General features: G+C 41.3%; 15 protein-coding genes and 2 tRNA genes. 3 read left to right on the forward strand and 14 right to left on the reverse strand.

The genetic code is table 11. From position 1 onward, the window contains the following. Positions 1-70: 70 nt before the first annotated feature. Entirely contained in the window at positions 71-577 is a 507-nt protein-coding gene (locus JMW61_RS03815) for a hypothetical protein (RefSeq protein ID WP_194196203.1), read from the forward strand. A gap of 28 nt (positions 578-605) precedes the next feature. Further along, a complete protein-coding gene (locus JMW61_RS03820) occupies positions 606-1,169 on the forward strand; it encodes a hypothetical protein (protein ID WP_194196204.1) in 564 nt (187 codons plus the stop codon). Positions 1,170-1,399: 230 nt separating this feature from the next. Here JMW61_RS03820 and pnp read toward each other — a convergent pair whose 3' ends face one another. The 14 genes from pnp to tpiA form a co-directional block, all read right to left on the reverse strand. Continuing rightward, positions 1,400-3,445, reverse strand: coding sequence for a polyribonucleotide nucleotidyltransferase (gene pnp, locus JMW61_RS03825; protein ID WP_227687413.1), 2,046 nt, complete (start codon positions 3,443-3,445; stop codon positions 1,400-1,402). A gap of 780 nt (positions 3,446-4,225) precedes the next feature. After that, the gene (gene rpsO, locus JMW61_RS03830; RefSeq protein WP_110922066.1) at positions 4,226-4,492 is read right to left on the reverse strand and encodes a 30S ribosomal protein S15; all 267 of its coding nucleotides are present in this window, start codon (positions 4,490-4,492) and stop codon (positions 4,226-4,228) included. A gap of 400 nt (positions 4,493-4,892) precedes the next feature. Further along, a complete protein-coding gene (locus tag JMW61_RS03835) occupies positions 4,893-5,069 on the reverse strand; it encodes a hypothetical protein (protein WP_201549679.1) in 177 nt (58 codons plus the stop codon). A 116-nt stretch (positions 5,070-5,185) separates the two neighbouring features. Then, positions 5,186-5,347: a hypothetical protein gene (locus tag JMW61_RS03840; protein WP_201549680.1), complete on the reverse strand. Its 162-nt coding sequence runs from the start codon at positions 5,345-5,347 to the stop codon at positions 5,186-5,188. Between the two features lie 74 nt (positions 5,348-5,421). Beyond that, positions 5,422-5,946 carry a type 1 glutamine amidotransferase domain-containing protein gene (locus tag JMW61_RS03845; protein WP_201549681.1) on the reverse strand — a complete coding sequence of 175 codons (525 nt, stop codon included), beginning with the start codon at positions 5,944-5,946 and terminating at the stop codon, positions 5,422-5,424. Between the two features lie 406 nt (positions 5,947-6,352). Further along, positions 6,353-7,420 carry a tRNA pseudouridine(55) synthase TruB gene (gene truB, locus JMW61_RS03850; RefSeq protein WP_201549682.1) on the reverse strand — a complete coding sequence of 356 codons (1,068 nt, stop codon included), beginning with the start codon at positions 7,418-7,420 and terminating at the stop codon, positions 6,353-6,355. A 9-nt stretch (positions 7,421-7,429) separates the two neighbouring features. Further along, positions 7,430-7,819 (reverse strand): ribosome-binding factor A, encoded by a 390-nt coding sequence (locus tag JMW61_RS03855; RefSeq protein ID WP_197215501.1) that lies wholly within the window; start codon positions 7,817-7,819, stop codon positions 7,430-7,432. A 203-nt stretch (positions 7,820-8,022) separates the two neighbouring features. Then, positions 8,023-10,746, reverse strand: a complete 2,724-nt coding sequence (gene infB, locus JMW61_RS03860) for a translation initiation factor IF-2 (protein WP_194196209.1) — start codon at positions 10,744-10,746, stop codon at positions 8,023-8,025. A 151-nt stretch (positions 10,747-10,897) separates the two neighbouring features. Continuing rightward, on the reverse strand, positions 10,898-12,382 hold the full coding sequence (gene nusA, locus JMW61_RS03865) for a transcription termination factor NusA (protein ID WP_110922071.1): 1,485 nt from the start codon (positions 12,380-12,382) through the stop codon (positions 10,898-10,900). Between the two features lie 169 nt (positions 12,383-12,551). Continuing rightward, the gene (rimP, locus tag JMW61_RS03870; protein WP_110922072.1) at positions 12,552-13,052 is read right to left on the reverse strand and encodes a ribosome maturation factor RimP; all 501 of its coding nucleotides are present in this window, start codon (positions 13,050-13,052) and stop codon (positions 12,552-12,554) included. Between the two features lie 464 nt (positions 13,053-13,516). Beyond that, positions 13,517-13,593 (reverse strand) — tRNA-Met (locus tag JMW61_RS03875). Between the two features lie 124 nt (positions 13,594-13,717). Beyond that, positions 13,718-13,801: transfer RNA gene (locus JMW61_RS03880), tRNA-Leu, on the reverse strand. A 142-nt stretch (positions 13,802-13,943) separates the two neighbouring features. Continuing rightward, a complete protein-coding gene (gene secG / locus JMW61_RS03885) occupies positions 13,944-14,252 on the reverse strand; it encodes a preprotein translocase subunit SecG (RefSeq protein WP_110922073.1) in 309 nt (102 codons plus the stop codon). Positions 14,253-14,456: 204 nt separating this feature from the next. Next, positions 14,457-15,269 (reverse strand): triose-phosphate isomerase, encoded by an 813-nt coding sequence (tpiA, locus tag JMW61_RS03890; RefSeq protein ID WP_201549683.1) that lies wholly within the window; start codon positions 15,267-15,269, stop codon positions 14,457-14,459. A gap of 452 nt (positions 15,270-15,721) precedes the next feature. Here tpiA and pilB point away from each other — a divergent pair, with 452 nt between their 5' ends. Then, positions 15,722-17,437 carry a type IV-A pilus assembly ATPase PilB gene (gene pilB, locus JMW61_RS03895; protein ID WP_201549684.1) on the forward strand — a complete coding sequence of 572 codons (1,716 nt, stop codon included), beginning with the start codon at positions 15,722-15,724 and terminating at the stop codon, positions 17,435-17,437. The last annotated feature ends 175 nt before the right edge of the window (positions 17,438-17,612 follow it).

Genomic DNA, 17,612 nt, shown 5'->3' on the forward strand with positions numbered 1-17,612 from the left:
TAGATAGGCTTTTTATTTTGAGTTTGCTATAGTATGGCTATCTATATTTCTAACATAAATCGACTACAATATGAAAAGCCAAAAAATGCGTCCTTTATCAACTAAGTTAACAGAAGAAAGCTCTACCAAACCTTGGAAAAAATGGTTGCTAGCATTGATATTAGCAATGCTATTTATTGGTTACTTGATTTGGAAAAGTGCTTTGTCTGATACCGACTCCACGCTACCAATCACGAAACAAATTGAAGCAACAGAGTCTATTTCTACGCCACTTAATAGTGTGACTGTGACGAGCGATTTGAAAGATACAGATGTACCTGTATCTTCAAATAATCAATCGCTTGATCCCGATGCTATTTTGAGCGCGCCTTTACCAGAAACGGACAGTTTGGCCAAAGAAGAGAGCGATCGTCTCAATGACGAGACTAACCGCTTAATTGAGCAAGAGAAGTTGCTGGCTGAACAGCTGGCCATGAACAAACAGTTGGCTGACATGAAAGCAGAGCAAATTACATTGGTTGAGCAACAGATAGCTCAACTAGAAGCGGGTGATCCTGTTAAGACTGAGGTCAAGTAAATTCATATTTATTATAAAGGGGCTGGCAATGGCGACTCTACAATTAACTCACGCCCCTATTTTCACAAGTAGCGCGCAGCTACTTATCCTGCCAGTTAATACTGCAGGTGTTCTTCTAGATCCCGTACTAACAAAATCTAAAACTTTATTTCCTGATAATTACCAACGTTACTATCGCGCGTGCCGTGATGGCAGTCTAAACGTGGGCAGTTGCATGCTCCATAAGCGCGTACTTGAGCAAGCTGGACTTGGCATAAGTAGTAATGGCAATCAACCAAGCTATATCGCCAACCTTGTTATATCAGACCATCCTTACCACCCAGCACGTATACGTTGGTTGACGGAAGCATTGACTGAGTTTCAGCAGCAGCTCATACCTTTGATACGCTATCAAGGTATCCGTCGGATCGCACTACTTGCACGTCCGCTTATCCATAATAATGCACGGAATAACGATCCTGAAACACAAAATTCAATACACTCACTTCCTTTAGATTGGAATGCGGATATTTTGCCGTTACTGATTCAAAAACTACAAGATTTACCTAAGTTACGTATCGACGTACATGTACCTAGAAATATTGAATTTTAAAATGGAATAAGCCGAAATGGTTAAGACAATATAGCACCAAAAAGCACCATTATTAGCAGTGGTGAGCCTCATTGAGTGAAAAGCTCATACTTGCTCGTTCAACGTTATGACCTCGTCCAATATTATATACTCTAAGAATAATACCCATAAAAAAACCGCCTTGAATACTCATGACGAGTAGCTCAAAGCGGTTTTTTTGTACTAAATTAAACCAAACCAATTGTTAAAAATTAGTTCTGCTCAATACCTTTCATAGTCAGCTTAATGCGACCACGGTTATCAACGTCTTGAACGAAGACTTTAACGATCTGACCTTCTTTCAAATAATCTGATACATTTTCTACTCGCTCTTCTGCGATTTGTGAGATATGTACTAGACCGTCAGTGTTTGGCAATACGTTAACGAACGCTCCGAAGTCAACAATACGAGCAACCGTACCCTCGTAAGTTTTGCCAACTTCAACTTCAGCAGTCAATGCTTCGATTTTACCAATAGCGGCTTTAGTTGCTGCTTTGTTTTCACCAAAGATACGAATCGTGCCACCATCATCGATATCGATAACCGCGCCAGTTTCTTCCGTTAGCTGACGAATCATTGCGCCGCCTTTACCGATTACGTCACGGATTTTATCCGGATTGATTTCGATAACGGCATAGTTAGGTGCATGAGCGTTAATTTCGGTACGGCTCTCAGGCAGTACTTTGTTCATCGCATCTAGGATATGGATACGACCGGCATGGGCCTGCTTAAGCGCTTGCTCCATGATATCAGGCGTAATACCTTCGATTTTGATATCCATCTGCAGCGCAGTAATACCATCTTTAGAACCAGCAACTTTAAAGTCCATATCGCCAAGATGATCTTCATCACCTAAGATATCTGATAATACAGCGAAACGCTCGCCTTCTTTAACCAGACCCATCGCGATACCAGCAACAGGTGCTTTTAGTGGAACACCAGCATCCATCAATGCCAAACTTGCACCACAAACAGACGCCATAGAAGATGAACCATTTGATTCAGTAATCTCTGATACTACACGGATGACATATGGGAAGCGTTCGCTATCTGGAAGCATTGCTTGCACACCGCGACGTGCTAGACGGCCATGACCGATTTCACGACGTTTTGGAATACCTTCACGACCCGTTTCACCTACTGAGAAATGCGGGAAGTTGTAATGCAGCATGAAATGGTCACGGATAGTGCCACCTAGTGAATCAATCATGTTGACGTCGCGACTGTTACCCAATGTGGTCGTAACCAATGCTTGCGTCTCACCACGAGTGAATAGTGCTGAACCATGCGTGAACGGCAATACACCAACTTGTACGTCAAGCGCGCGGACGGTCTCAAGATCACGACCATCGATACGTGGTTTACCTGACAAAATATTGTCACGAACCGTACGATACTTAAGATCGTTATAGATTTCTTTAAGTTCAGTTACGGTATCAGCATAACTTTCTGACTCAGCATCACCAGCAAGCGCATCAATAATTGACTGCTTGATTTCGTCAAGCTTAGCGTAACGCTCTTGCTTGTCTGTGGTAGTGTAAGCGTCAGCAACTTGCTCGCCGAACTGCTCTTTCATGCTGCTTGTAAGCGCTTGATCGCGTTCAGGGGCACTATACTGTTGCTTAGCAGTACCGATCTCTTCTGCCATTGACGCAATGTTATCAATAACGATTTGCTGCTGTTGATGACCGTACAATACCGCACCTAGCATCTGATCTTCTGAAAGCTCTGCCGCTTCAGATTCAACCATCAATACTGCAGACTTAGTACCAGCCACAACCAAATCAAGATCGCTCTCTTTGAGCTGCTCAATGGTTGGGTTCAGAACGTATTCACCGTTGATAAAACCAACACGTGCCGCTGCAACTGGACCATTGAATGGCGCATCAGAAATAGCCAATGCCGCTGAAGCACCGATTAGTGCAGCGATATCAGCTGATTGAGTTTTATCTGATGAAACGACTGTCGCTGTGATCTGAATTTCGTTAACATAACCTTCAGGAAATAGCGGACGAATCGGACGATCGATTAAGCGCGAAGTTAAAGTCTCAAACTCGCTCGCACGGCCTTCACGTTTGCCATAAGCACCCGGAATTTTACCCGCTGCATACATTTTTTCTTGGTAGTTTACCGTTAGCGGAAAGAAGTTTTGACCTGCTTTGGCTTCTGATTTTACGACTGCTGCGACTAGGACGGTAACGCCGCCCATATGAACTAAAATAGAGTTTGCCAGACGTGCTACGCGACCGGTTTCGATAACAACTTGCTGGTTACCGTATTGTAATTAACGCTTAATAGTGTTAAACATTGTCATATAATATTCCTAATGTTGACTGACAAAAATAATATCAGCGCTATAAAAATCTGATATCTGTCATTAAAATTCTTTGTATATAGCCGTTTATTGACAAGGCTCCTGTTGTAGGACGATGTCAATTAGGGTCAATATCGCTACCTATTTATCTCATATATATGTCTATGATAGACATCGTACGCTTACGTATATTTGGTCGTTCAAATTTGGTTGTACTATAAATACTATCAAAGGCCTTCATACAAAAGGCATCACTGATCAAAACTACCATACATGACATTTTCTGTGTTCTTTAAGTATTTATATTTATAGTGGCTAGACTACAGCCAATCACTCTGTAAATAATCGCTATATAACTAGCAGCCATATGATAAAACTTACTAGGCATTATTTTACAGTGATTTATAGCCATTGACCAATGAATTGCAAAACGGCACGTATCCTGCCAGTTCGCACTTCAGTTCTGATTAGACCATCAATGTTATCGCTAATCAGCTATTTATTACTTACTCTCAGATGGCGATATCAGTTAAGACAACAACTCTTAATAGCCCATACTGATAAGCATAAAAAAACGGCGTGAAACTATTCCACACCGTTTTTAGAAAAATCTATTTTATCGATATTAGCGAGCAAATGCTAAGCGGCTTAGCAAAACCTTTAAAGTAATGCCACATACGGGCACTTTTTAATTTGGCAGCCACTCGCACTGTTGTCGCTAGATTAACGACGTAGACCTAACTGGCTAATAAGGGTGGTATAACGACCAAGATCTTTACCTTTTAGGTAATCAAGCAATTTACGACGGGTGTTAACCATACGGATAAGACCGCGACGGCTATGATGATCCGCTTTATGCGCTTTAAAATGGTTCTGTAGATCGTTGATACGAGCACTTAATAAAGCTACTTGAACTTCTGGTGAACCAGTGTCGCTTTCGCCACGTTGGTATTGAGCAATGATTTGTTCACGATCAGTATTAGTTAGCATAAATATCTCCGGCAATGCTAAAAGCTTAAAAATACACTCGAATTTGAGTCGTTTTAAAAGCAGTAGAATAGTAAATAAAGTAACTTGCACGTCATTCAGGACAACCCTGCATTACTAGAGTTGACCTAGTGTACGACAAGCTCAATTAGTTATAACGATCATTTATATGAAGCTGCTATGAGACAGTATCTAATATAGCCATCCGTTTTGAATAGTCTACTCGATACAATATCCCATCTAAACTAAATTTAAATGTGACGCTGATTATAACAAAAAACTGCTGAACTAGCAGCAGTTTTTCACATTAGTTTTATGGCTAAATTAGCTTCTATCGAAAACATCAAACCTAATCATTTACAAACTCTAGTCATTTACAAACTGAGTCATCTGATAGTGCTATTTATTTTTTAATATCGCTCTCGGTAGCATTACCACCAAGCTCGTCATCTCCGAGCGGTGCCGCCGTAGTGACTTCCGCTAAGCTATCTGGAGCACTATGTTCGCTAGGATTAATCTCTTCTGCAAGCTTCTCAATTTCTTTTTCTTGCTCGTCCATATTGTTCGGTGAATTACTCATATTAGCTCCTGAATTATTATTTTTTTGACTAACTGTGATTGCACTCATTAATACTGAAACGTGCAAACTATAAATACATATAGTATATATCTACTCTAGAGAACGCATCGGACAAGTTATTTGTCTTCTTTGGTACTTTCTACATTATCGGCAATAAGGTCTGCAGCTGCTTCAGTATCTGCTGAGTGATTGTTTTCAGTCTGATCTTTGAGCGCTGCAGTCGCTGCATCAGAACGTTGTTGCTCAAGCTTAGTATCGTTTGGGTTAGAATTTGACATAATATTTTCCTTATTTGTGGTTATGAATGATTAAAGTATTTTGATGCTTGTTTGACGATTAGATAGCAAGAACTCTAAGATAGTGCTTTATCTATAGCATCAACAAAATTGGTTATATCATCTGGATTACGCGAGGTGATAAGATTGCCATCAATTTGTACTGTTTTATCTACATAATTTGCGCCAGCATTCTCTAAATCTGTCTGAAGCGTATGATAAGCAGTCAATGTTTTACCCTTGGCGATACCTGTATTAATAAGGACCCAAGGCGCATGGCAGATAACAGCTAATGGTCTACCTGTATCATTGATAGTATTGATTATTCCATGAGCTTGCTTATTGCCTCGGATGGTATCTGCATTTACAGTACCACCTGGTAGCACCAATGCATCATAATCAGCAACACTAGCCTCACTTACAAAAATATCAGCAGTGAAAGTATCACCTTTATCGACATCTTGCTTCATCGCTTGGACTTCTTTATCTTCGTTAGTAGTAATAAGAACTGTCTTATAACCTTTGTCTTTCAGTTGGTTATTAACCTCTTCATACTCTGCTTGTTCGAAGTTATTGTGTAGTAAAAAAGCAATAGTTTTCATAATACTTCCTGTCTTTATATTTGTGATTTTATATAAGAAAATTTATTATTGATTTGCCTACTTTTCTTGTTATTAGTACCTTTTATTTTTATTGAGCGTCGAGTTATTTTTATCAAGTTTCGAGCCTTGAGCCGTAAAACCTTCCTTGTTAGAACTATTCCATACCAGTTTTTTATTATTGTGAGTTTTTTTTATTAGCCTGCTTTTTGTTTTTCTTACTTTTTGTTTTTATCGTTTTATTGTATTAATTATTTCGTCTGGCTTTCCCTAGCTGACATATCTAATGTACAAAAAAAACAGGTTCCACCATAGGTGAAACCTGCAATAAAATGTGAGGATATGTGATTAGTGTAAACTGTTAGTAAGCCAAAAAGGCTTTATCGCGACTTATTTAACAAGAATAAAACTAACGCTGAATTAATTTTTTTGGCTGTAATCGACCATTCAGACTGACTGCACCTAAACCTAAAAACTGACTGTCTTCGTTTATCAAGCGAATATCCACAGGTATTTCATGCTTCAATGGCTTCGTATCAGTAAGCTGCTCGCTATCATCTGTCTCAGAAACCGCTTGCTGACGAACAGCTATATCTTGATTAGCCCATGATTCGCTGTCAATATTGCCTGCTATATACGTTCTGATATCATCTGTCAGTTGCTCAAACACATTTAGACGTTGCCCCATATGTATACGAGTACACTGTTCAGTCGTCAATATCATTTCAGCGTCAATATTGACACAAGCATCCACTGGCATCAGCTGCCCTTGTCGACTATCCAGCGCTAGCGCTTCTAAATCCGGCAAGGCAATCGCATTATCAATGTTAAAATCACCCACTTGCGTACGTCGCAATGCTATCAGATGCCCTAATGTACCTAGTGCTTTGGCAATATCTTCACCAAGAACACGTACATAAGTGCCTTTAGTACAAGTCACTGTCAATTGAATCTGCTCGTGATCCATCGCTTTTAAATTAATCGCCTTAATCACGATATCTCTAGGTGCACGCTCTACTTCAATACCGGCACGGGCATATTCGTAGAGTTTTTTACCGTCTTTTTTTAGCGCCGAATACATCGGCGGTATCTGTTGCTGAGCGCCTGAGAATTGCTGAGCAACTTGTTCTAATAATGCAGTGTCGAATGTTGGAATAGCTGCTTGCTCAACGATTTGACCATCTGCATCGCCGGTATCGGTCTGACCACCAAGCAAAATAATTGCTTCATAGGATTTGTCAGCATCAAGCTGATAATGACTGAACTTCGTTGCTTCACCCATACAAATCGGTAGTAGGCCCGTTGCCATTGGATCAAGCGTACCCGTATGCCCCGCCTTTTTGCTGTCATGATTCGGTGATTTAAATAGATATTTCACCTTTGACACCACTTGCTGTGAGGTCATACCTTGGGGTTTATCTACTAAGATAACCCCTGAGACTTTTATTTTATCAGCTTGCTTGGGCGATGTAGACATAATATAGATTTACTCGTCATTCTCATTTTGTTCTGTCTTAGTGACAGCCTGGCTAATCAGATCCATCATGTAGTTACCACGAGCAGTCACTTCATCATAATGAAAACGCAAGCGCGGTGTAGTACGTGTCTTTAAACTATGACTGAGCTCAGTACGTAAGAAACCCGCTGCGTTGTTCAGTACGGTAACGCTCTCTTCGTGATTCGTCTTGGTCATTGCATCATTAAGCCCAGGCTCCATGATAGTGACATAGACATCGGCATATCCTAAATCTGGGCTAACCTTGACACTAGAAATAGTGACAAAACCAGTCAAGCGCGGGTCATTAACTTCATCACGAATAAGAACAGCAAGCTCACGCTGAATTTGATCGGATAAGCGTTGTAAACGTTGGTTCATTTTATTACCTTAATTTGGTAGGGCTTATTTTCATTGATTAGCCCATTTGCTTATTAATACATTTAAGGGCTGATATTTGTTAAAAAAGGCCTAGCAGGATGTACCTGTTAGGCCTAAGTACAGCTAGATATGAAGGGTATACTAATATGCTCAACGGATTAAGCGTATTGCATTATTAGAGACCTTTATATCGAACAGCGACTTTAGATAGTACGTGCGAACTCTTGGATTTCGAAGACTTCGATCTTATCACCAGCTTCGACATCGTAACCACGTACCGCTAGGCCACATTCCATACCAGTACGTACTTCATTGACGTCTTCTTTGTAACGACGCAATGATTGCAATTGACCAGTAAAGATAACTTGATCAGCGCGCAATACGCGGATAGGTTTGTTGCGATAGATTGTACCTTCAACCACCATACAACCAGCAGCCGCACCGAACTTACTAGAGCGGAATACTTCACGGACATCTGCAACACCAAGGATTTTCTCACGATGTTCAGGGGCCAACATACCGCTCATTGCTGCTTTTACATCGTCGATCAAGCCATAGATGACACTATAGTAGCGAATATCCATGTTGGCAGAATCTGATTTACGACGTGCAGTAGCATCCGCACGAACGTTGAAACCTAGTAATACTGCTTCGCTAGACTCTGCAAGTGTTACGTCAGACTCAGAGATAGGACCAACGCCTGAGCTAATCACTCTGACTTTAACTTCGTCAGTTGACAACTCATTTAGTGCAGAGAGCAATGCTTCAAGTGAACCACGAACATCAGTTTTCAATACGATATTCAAGAATGACACATCGCCTTGTTCCATCTGATCGAACATGCTTTCAAGACGCATGGCGTTTTGACGTTCAAGTTGACGCTCACGCTCACGGTTGGTTCTAAAGTCAGCAACTTCACGAGCTTTTTTCTCATCAGTGACAACTAAGAATTCACTACCAGCGGCTGGCGTTTCAGGCAGACCCAAAATCTCTACAGGGATAGAAGGACCAGCTGATTGGATACGTTGACCATGCTCATCTGTTAGCGCACGGACTTTACCATAATGTTCACCAGCTAGAACCAAGTCGCCTTGCTTCAATGTACCTTTTTTAACTAGGACACTAACAACAGGACCACGACCTTTTTCAAGTCTTGATTCAATAACGACACCCTGTGCAGCGCCATCTACAGGTGCTTCTAGTTCCATTAGCTCAGCTTGTAAGCTAATAAACTCTAGCAAGTTGTCGATACCTTCGCCTGTTTTGGCTGAGATACGTGCCATTGGTGTATCACCACCCCATTCTTCTGATACGACTTCTTTCGTCGTCAATTCATTAAGAACGCGGTCAGGATCAGCGCCTGGCTTATCCATTTTGTTGATAGCAACAATAATCGGCGTACCAGCAGCACGTGCATGATCAATGGCTTCTGCCGTTTGTGGCATCATACCATCGTCAGCTGCAACGACAAGTACAACAATATCAGTCGCTTGAGCACCACGTGAACGCATTGCACTAAAGGCTGCGTGACCTGGTGTGTCAAGGAAAGTAATAACACCGCGCTCGGTTTTTACATGGTAAGCACCGATATGCTGTGTAATACCGCCAGCTTCACCATTCGCAACTTTCGTTTCACGAATTTTATCTAGTAGTGACGTCTTACCATGGTCAACGTGACCCATGATGGTTACGACTGGTGGACGCGTTTGCACGTTGCTACTACGTTCATCAACCGCATACTGTAAGTCATCTTCAACTTTAGTATCACTAACTGGAACTGGGTTATGACCCATTTCTTCAACAAGTAAACTTGCTGTCGCTTGGTCAATAGTGTCTGACTCACGAGCCATCTCACCCATTTTCATAAGCAGTTTGGTCACTTCGCGAGCTTTAACCGCCATACGTTGAGCAAGATCGGCTACTGTAATTTGCTCACTAATCTCAACGTCATAAACGATTTTTTCAACAGGTTTTTCAAATTTATGCTGTGATGCTTGCGTTGAGCGCAAACCGTTTTTACGGTTTTTGATCTCACGCTCATCTTGATTCTTACGACGACGACCACGAGCACCAGTGCTGCTTGCACCGCGCTTAATTTCGCGACGTTCTTTTTCAAATGACTCTTCTAATGCATCACCGACTAGACCTTCAGCCAATGGCTCATCTTTACGAACTTCAGCAGCAGGCTGATCCGTGTATTTACCAGCCATTTTACGCATTTGCTCAAGTGTACGCTTTTGCGCTTCTTCAGCTTGAACACGACGTGTTTCTGTTTCGATCTCACGTAAACGTGCTTCTTCTTTTTCACGCGCTTCACGAGCTTTACGCTCTACTGCTGTTTCAACTTTAGGTTTAGTAGCAGCGACTTTTTTCTTCGGTTGTTCTTTAGGCTTGACTTCAACAGTCGTTTTTCCGCCTTTCTTAACAACAACTGACGTTGAAATATCGTCGTTCTTGTCATCAGATTTTTTGCTAGAACCTAAGCTTGCACGCATCGCAGCTAAGGTTGCTGCTTGACGTTCTTCAGATTTTTTCTTAGTAGCAGCACGCTCTTCAGCGTCCTTAGCAGCACGTTCTTGCGACTCAATCATCGCTTGCTCACGCGCAGCCAATTCTTCAGCCATTTTTTCTGGATCAGGCTTTTCGAATACTTTCTTTTTACGCACTTCAACATTGACGCTCTTAGATTTACCTGAAGAGCCAGTCACACGCGCAGTGCTAGTCGTTTTAGACTTGAGACTAATACGACGCTTCTCTTGCTGACCGTGACTTTGCTTTAAATACGTCACCAACTTCTCTTGCTCAACTTCTGAGACTAGGTCATCCTCTGCACGAGCAGGTAGTCCAGCATCTACTAATTGCTGTTTTACAGCACTTGCAGTTTTGCCTACCATATCTGCCAGTTCTTTGACGGTCTTATCTGCCATTTATTATCACCTACTGTCTATTATTTGCTATATGTTCAATTCAGTTGTTGGCTACAAATGATTGGGGTAAGGCTGGTATTTGTGTTGCAGTCATACCAGCACTTTATTATCGATAGCATATCACCAAAAGACAGCGATATGCAGTTACCGCTTATTCATTGAACCAAGATTCCCGAGCTTTCATGATGAGTTTTCCTGCGGTTTCAGAGTCTAAACCTTCGATATCTTCGAGATCGAAGACTGCTTGTTCTGCCAAATCATCAACGGTAATGATGTCTTGTTGTGCCATTTTATAAGCCCAACTAACTGTCATACCTTCAAGCTCTTGTAGCTCTTGACTTGGCTCTTTCATGTTCTGTTGTTTGACCAGTTCATCAGCAATGACCACTTCTTTAGCACGCTCTTGAATCATCTCAATCGCGTCATCGTCTAGACCTTCGATATCATAAAAGGTTTCAACTGGTACGTAAGCCACTTCTTCAATACTGGTAAAGCCGATATCGACAAGCGCTTGGGCTAAGTCTTTATCCACTTCTAGGCGTTCATAGAATAATTCGATAAACGCTTTAGATTCGTTTTGTTGACGTTGCTGATACTCTTCTTCTAGCATCATATTAAGCTTATAGCCCGTCAATTCAGATGCCAAACGTACGTTTTGGCCTTGTGAGCCAATAGCACGTGCTAACTGATCGTTGGTGCTAAAGATAATATCAGCAGTCTGAGTATCTTCATCTAAAATAATGCTGCTAACGTCAGCAGGCTCTAAAGAGCTAATGATAAATTGGGCAGGATCATCTGACCAAACCACCACATCAATACGCTCACCATCAAGCTCTTGCTGTACTGCTTGGATACGCGTACCACGCATACCGATACAAGCACCTACAGGGTCGATACGATGATCATTGGTCTTCACTGCTATTTTAGCACGAGTACCTGGCAAACGCGCGACGTTGCGAATTTCAATAATTTGTTCAGCAATCTCAGGTACTTCTTTTTGCATCAATGCTGAAAGCATTTCAGGATGAGTACGAGAAAGTAATAACTGTGCACCGCGGTTTTCACGGTTTACATGATATAAAATAGCGTTGATACGTGACTTGGCACGTAGCTGCTCACGTGGCAACATCTGGTCGCGTGACAAGTAACCTTCGGCATTGTCGCCCAAATCGATGATATAGCCATCGCGAGTCTGTTTTTTGACTTCGCCATACATCATTTCACCAATACGAGGCTCAAAAGCGTCAGCGACTAGCGCGCGCTCAGCTTCACGGATTTTTTGAATAATGACCTGTTTGGCTTGCGTGGCAGCGATACGACCGAATTCAATCGATTCAATCTGCTCTTCTTTTATATCACCGATTGACCATTCTTCTTGATCAAGATCGGTAATGGCTAGCTGACATGCAGGCATTTCATGGTCTTCATCTGCAACCACTGTCCAATAACGATAAGTATCATAATCGCCCGTTGCACGATCGATGGCAACCCGTACCTCCACTTCTGGCTGTTCGGTGTATACTTTTTTCTTGGTAGATACCACTAAAGCGTCTTCAATCGCTTCAAAGATATCTTCAGGATTTAAGCCCTTTTCATTACTGACAGTTTCTACTACCGTTAAGATTTCACGACTCATGCTATACCTGTCCTATCATTTTTTAATTGACTTAAATTTTATAATTTATGTACTGATATTATATTTTCACCATTAGCTATAAGGCTATTTGGAGATTCAAATCTTGATTTATAATAAGCTGCTCATTAGATTAAACTAGATACATTCATAAGATGAACACTCTAGCTGATTAAGCGTCTTCGTAAATCAAATTAGCTTTGTCTATATTACTCAGTGCAATCTCAAACTGCTGACCATCACTTGATGTCAATTTTAGCGAGGTTGCGTCGATACTGTCTAAAGTACCTGTCGCTTTACGACGCTTTTGATCACCTTCACCAATCGCTTGTATCAAACGCAAGCTGACGGTTTGACCAACATAACCATGCATCTGCTCATCTGAGAAGAATGCGCGATCAAAACCTGGTGAAGAGACTTCTAAGATAAACTCACCGGCAATCGGGTCATGAACCTCAAGAATACCGCTTACCTGATGATTCACTGCAGCACAGTTTTCAATTGTTACTTGTTTATCTTGGGCTTGCTCTTCTGGCAATGCCTCAATATAAATACGCAACAATGAACGGTTACCTTGTGGTGCAAACTCGATACCCCAGAGTGCCACATCGCAAGCAGCGACGGCAGGGGCAATGATGTTGGTCAGTTCTGTAACTTTGGTCGAAAGCTTCATAATCTATTTATCTTTTCCTATTCGCGTATCTATCATACTTAGTAAACCGTATTGAATTTTTCATTCATCTCTTACTTATTAGTAGTATGCACTTATATAGTAGGAGACACGGTCATAATATTGTTTTAAATCACTAGCATATTGTTTATGCGCTATGCCTTTATATAGGGATGAGCATAAAAAACATCAAGCTCAGCCAGACAATGCTTTTATTATTCATAAAGCAATACTATCGATAAAAGAGTGAGGAGTATAAAGATAGTGTGCTTAAGGAGCATCACTCTAATAACGGTGAGTCACGACAAGCTACAGTAGATGTTATCGTACTCTATAGAGCTAGAGCTTAACATAAGTAGGATAAAGACCGCGATAATGCTGACAGCCAGATACAAAAAAACCCACAAGCATAATGGTGGGCTAATCGCTACTGACAAATTTAGTGTACAAAACATCAGTATAAAAAGTGGTAGCGGGGGCTGGATTTGAACCAACGACCTTCGGGTTATGAGCCCGACGAGCTACCAGACTGCTCCACCCCGCATCAATCTAGAACGCACATTATAGGTAGGTTTGATAGAAGTGTCAACGTTTATTTTAAACTAATTTCAAATAAAACAATTGATGACTATAAAACATAACCTTACGCTGTGCTGCGTAATAAAACTTGGTGCGATTGGGGGGACTTGAACCCCCACAGCTTGCGCCACCACCCCCTCAAGATGGCGTGTCTACCATTCCACCACAATCGCATTTTACTACTCTGTTCCATCATATCCAGTCTACTATAAAAGATGCTTAAGGTAGGCATCCATAGAGTGGTACTTCTGAAAACAGAAACGCATTGTAAATCTAACGCATCAAAATAGCAAGGGCTGCATGTTTAAAAGATACTTACTGAGGATCTTGAGTCAAAGGACGCGGTGTTTGTGGTACTGAAACGGGCGCATCTAGACGAAACTGATCTTCAGCTTGCTTACGTGCATGAACAGCAAGCGTCATACTAGTGATAAAAAATATCACCGTCAACACCGCGGTAGCGCGCGTCAAAAAGTTGGCAGTGCCCGCTGCACCAAATACGGTACCTGACGAGCCAGCACCAAAAGAAGCTCCAGCGTCTGCCCCTTTACCATGCTGTATCAAAATCAAGCCGATCATGGCAATCGCCACAATAATGTGCAGGGCTAATATAAACGTAAACATGGTGGCCTCTTTTGCCGCATAATGACGACTGATAACGGAAAATAAATCTTAAGTTTAGTAGGACGTATAATCACGCCAAATCGATTATATAAATAAGGCGCATTGTACACGATTGCAAGGGCACTGTTAAACCTACTTTTGCCAACTGATAAACACACTTTACATACAGATAGTGAGCTTTATATATAAAGGCTATATTAAGGCCTAAGTGTTAGCACGACTAAATGCATTGGCAATCGCCAGAAAACTCTCTGCTTTTAATGAAGCGCCGCCAACCAATGCACCATTGATCATAGAGTCGGCAGCGAAGCTATCTGCATTATCGGCATTGACACTACCGCCATATAAGACAGTCATTTCATTTAACTCCTCCGCAAAACCTGCAACTGTCTGCTTTATATGCTGATGTGTTTTACTGACCTCCATCACGGTCGGTACTTTACCTGTACCAATTGCCCATACAGGCTCGTAAGCAATGATCAGACGATCAGATAATGAAGCAGCTATATCTGGTTGCTGAACCAATAAGTCTTTGATGACGGATAATTGGCCATCGATTACTTCTAGTGTTTGATTTGCATCATATTGCGTTTGGGTTTCACCGATACAAAGTACCACACCTAAGTCTTGCGTTAATGCGTGAGTCATTTTTTGCAATAAGCACTCATTAGACTCTTGATGATACTGACGGCGCTCAGAATGACCAAGTAATGTCCACATTGCACCCGTGTCAGCCACTTGCTGTGCAGAGCAATCGCCTGTATATGCACCTGTACTCGCACTATGAGCACTAATGTTTTGTGCAGCACACAATATAGGCGTACCTTTTAAACGAGTACTGACAGCTGCTAAGTGAATACAGCTTGGTGCCACCATTAAGTTGCAATGACTATTTGAAAGCTCAGTACCAGCCTCTGCTCCACTATCTATTACTGTCAATAAGTTCTCTAACAACGTATTGACGTCTTGACTCGCGGCTGGATTCTGTTTCCAATTACCTATTACCCAAGCTTTCATACTCATCTACCCTGTCTCATGTATTCCTGCCAATTCGGCTAATATGCGCGCCAGTATAACAAATAATTCACAAGTGCTATAGTATCCTGCTATCCGCAAAGAAACAGGCTATTTAAAACAAGTGCTAAAATGACACTATTATAAGTGATTTTTTTTACGGGCTAGTCGCTTAATACTCTATATAAAGTTTTTAAACTAAAGTAAAGTTCTATACTATTGCATCTACATATAAAAAACTATGATTAGTCATCTGATGTATTAAGCCAATGGTGACATATACTATTAAAGACAACTGTCTGTTGAACCTCTTACAAAAGCACCTTTTCATCAATTTTCATTAGCAACAGTCCAAGGGGCAATGATGACTGATAAAATGTGTCTGTCAAAGACTATAAATAGTATCTAAATTTCAGCTAAATACACAGAATACTTGGTATCAAGGAGAGGTCGTAATGTCTATCACATCTAATAAGTATGGTGGTTTAGCGCATCAGCTAATCAGCGAAGGTATTGTTAGCGAAGCAAACATGAAAACTGCACAGTCTGAGTCGCAACAGCAACAAATAGGACTCGTATCTTATTTAGTAGATCACAAACTCGCCGATGCTTATCATCTTGCTAAGATGCTATCACAAGCATTTGGCGACCCTCTCTTCGACCTTGATGCCTTAAACAATGATGTCGTTCCAAAAGATTTAGTAGACGAAAAAATCGTTCGCAAATTTAATGCGCTGCCACTATTTAAACGAGGTCAACGATTATTTGTCGCGTTGAGTGATCCCACTCGCGTTGATGCTATCGATGCCATTGCTTTTAATTCGCGGCTGTCTATTGAAACCATTGTCGTTGAAGAAGATAAGCTAAAGAAGCGTATTGAAAGTCTTTACGCTGATACCATGCAAAATTTCGATAGCTTCAATGACAGTGATTTGAACGTTGGATTTGACGATGGTGAAGATGACGAGAGTGAAGGAGAAACCAAGCTTACTGATAGTGTGGATGAAGCGCCTGTTGTAAAGTTTGTCAATAAGATGCTGGTTGACGCGATTCGGATGGGTGCCTCCGATTTACATTTTGAGCCGTATGAGAAGACATATCGTGTGCGATTTCGTGTCGATGGTGTGATGCAAAGCATGGCTAACCCTCCTGTACAGCTGGCAGGTAAAATTGCAGCACGCTTAAAAGTAATGTCGCAAATGGACATCTCAGAGCGACGTGTGCCGCAAGACGGACGTATTAAACTAAAACTGTCTAAAAACAAGGCCATTGATTTTCGAGTAAACTCTTTGCCAACCTTATTTGGCGAAAAAATCGTCTTACGTATTTTAGATCCTTCATCTGCCATGCTTGGTATTGAGGCTTTGGGCTATGAACCCGACCAAAAAGAGATGTTTTTGGAAGCGCTTAATAAACCACAAGGTATGTTACTTATTACGGGGCCAACTGGCTCTGGTAAAACGGTCTCACTCTATACAGGTATTAATATTTTAAATACTGGGGCGACAAATATTTCTACCGCCGAAGATCCAGTCGAGATTAATCTAGAAGGTATCAATCAGGTCAACGTTAATTCTAAAGTAGGCTTAACCTTTGCCAATGCACTTAAATCTTTTCTACGTCAAGATCCCGATATTGTAATGGTTGGTGAGATTCGTGACCTTGAAACGGCTGAGATTGCAATTAAAGCAGCTCAAACGGGCCACATGGTACTCTCGACTTTGCATACTAATTCAGCGCCGGAGACATTGACTCGTTTGCGTAACATGGGTGTGGCTTCATTTAATATCGCGACGTCAGTCAATTTAGTTATTGCCCAGCGATTGGCACGCCGCTTATGTAAAAACTGTAAAAAACCTATCAATATTCCGCGGCAGAGCCTGCTCGAGCTCGGTTTTACTGATACAGATTTAGACAATCCGGATAGCATCATTTATGAGCCAGTTGGCTGTAATGAATGTCGTGAAGGTTATAAAGGCCGTGTGGGTGTTTATGAGGTCATGAAAGTTAGCCCAGATATTTCACGAATTATCATGGAAGATGGTAATGCGATAGACATTAAAGATGCGGCTCTTAAAAATGGTTTTCGAGACTTACGCCGCTCTGGTATTTTGAAAGTACTACAAGGCGTAACCAGTATCCAAGAGATGATGCGCGTGACCTCGGAGTAGCTATCTTTAGCACATAAATACTTTATTTATTATGAGTCTTTGCTTCATTAGCTCAGACTTTTAGAAACTAGCAATATTACCTACCAGATATACTTAAATATAAAACAGATATATACTGGTTTTTTGCGTTAAAATAAAGTATGCCACTCTTACTTAGTGAGTCAGGCATCGTTAT

The sequence above is a fragment of the Psychrobacter fjordensis genome (assembly GCF_904845995.1).
GTDB classification, from domain to species: domain Bacteria; phylum Pseudomonadota; class Gammaproteobacteria; order Pseudomonadales; family Moraxellaceae; genus Psychrobacter; species Psychrobacter fjordensis.

Excerpts from the sequence above, each read along its gene's own strand:
- tpiA (WP_201549683.1), bottom strand. The coding sequence starts at position 15,269 with ATGAAAGCTTGGGTAATAGGTAATTGGAAACAGAATCCAGCCGCGAGT.
- JMW61_RS03815 (WP_194196203.1), top strand. The coding sequence starts at position 71 with ATGAAAAGCCAAAAAATGCGTCCTTTATCAACTAAGTTAACAGAAGAA.
- pilB (WP_201549684.1), top strand. The coding sequence starts at position 15,722 with ATGTCTATCACATCTAATAAGTATGGTGGTTTAGCGCATCAGCTAATC.
- nusA (WP_110922071.1), bottom strand. The coding sequence starts at position 12,382 with ATGAGTCGTGAAATCTTAACGGTAGTAGAAACTGTCAGTAATGAAAAG.
- truB (WP_201549682.1), bottom strand. The coding sequence starts at position 7,420 with ATGTCTACATCGCCCAAGCAAGCTGATAAAATAAAAGTCTCAGGGGTT.
- JMW61_RS03820 (WP_194196204.1), top strand. The coding sequence starts at position 606 with ATGGCGACTCTACAATTAACTCACGCCCCTATTTTCACAAGTAGCGCG.
- rpsO (WP_110922066.1), bottom strand. The coding sequence starts at position 4,492 with ATGCTAACTAATACTGATCGTGAACAAATCATTGCTCAATACCAACGT.
- JMW61_RS03835 (WP_201549679.1), bottom strand. The coding sequence starts at position 5,069 with ATGAGTAATTCACCGAACAATATGGACGAGCAAGAAAAAGAAATTGAG.
- JMW61_RS03855 (WP_197215501.1), bottom strand. The coding sequence starts at position 7,819 with ATGAACCAACGTTTACAACGCTTATCCGATCAAATTCAGCGTGAGCTT.
- JMW61_RS03840 (WP_201549680.1), bottom strand. The coding sequence starts at position 5,347 with ATGTCAAATTCTAACCCAAACGATACTAAGCTTGAGCAACAACGTTCT.
- JMW61_RS03845 (WP_201549681.1), bottom strand. The coding sequence starts at position 5,946 with ATGAAAACTATTGCTTTTTTACTACACAATAACTTCGAACAAGCAGAG.
- rimP (WP_110922072.1), bottom strand. The coding sequence starts at position 13,052 with ATGAAGCTTTCGACCAAAGTTACAGAACTGACCAACATCATTGCCCCT.
- infB (WP_194196209.1), bottom strand. The coding sequence starts at position 10,746 with ATGGCAGATAAGACCGTCAAAGAACTGGCAGATATGGTAGGCAAAACT.
- secG (WP_110922073.1), bottom strand. The coding sequence starts at position 14,252 with ATGTTTACGTTTATATTAGCCCTGCACATTATTGTGGCGATTGCCATG.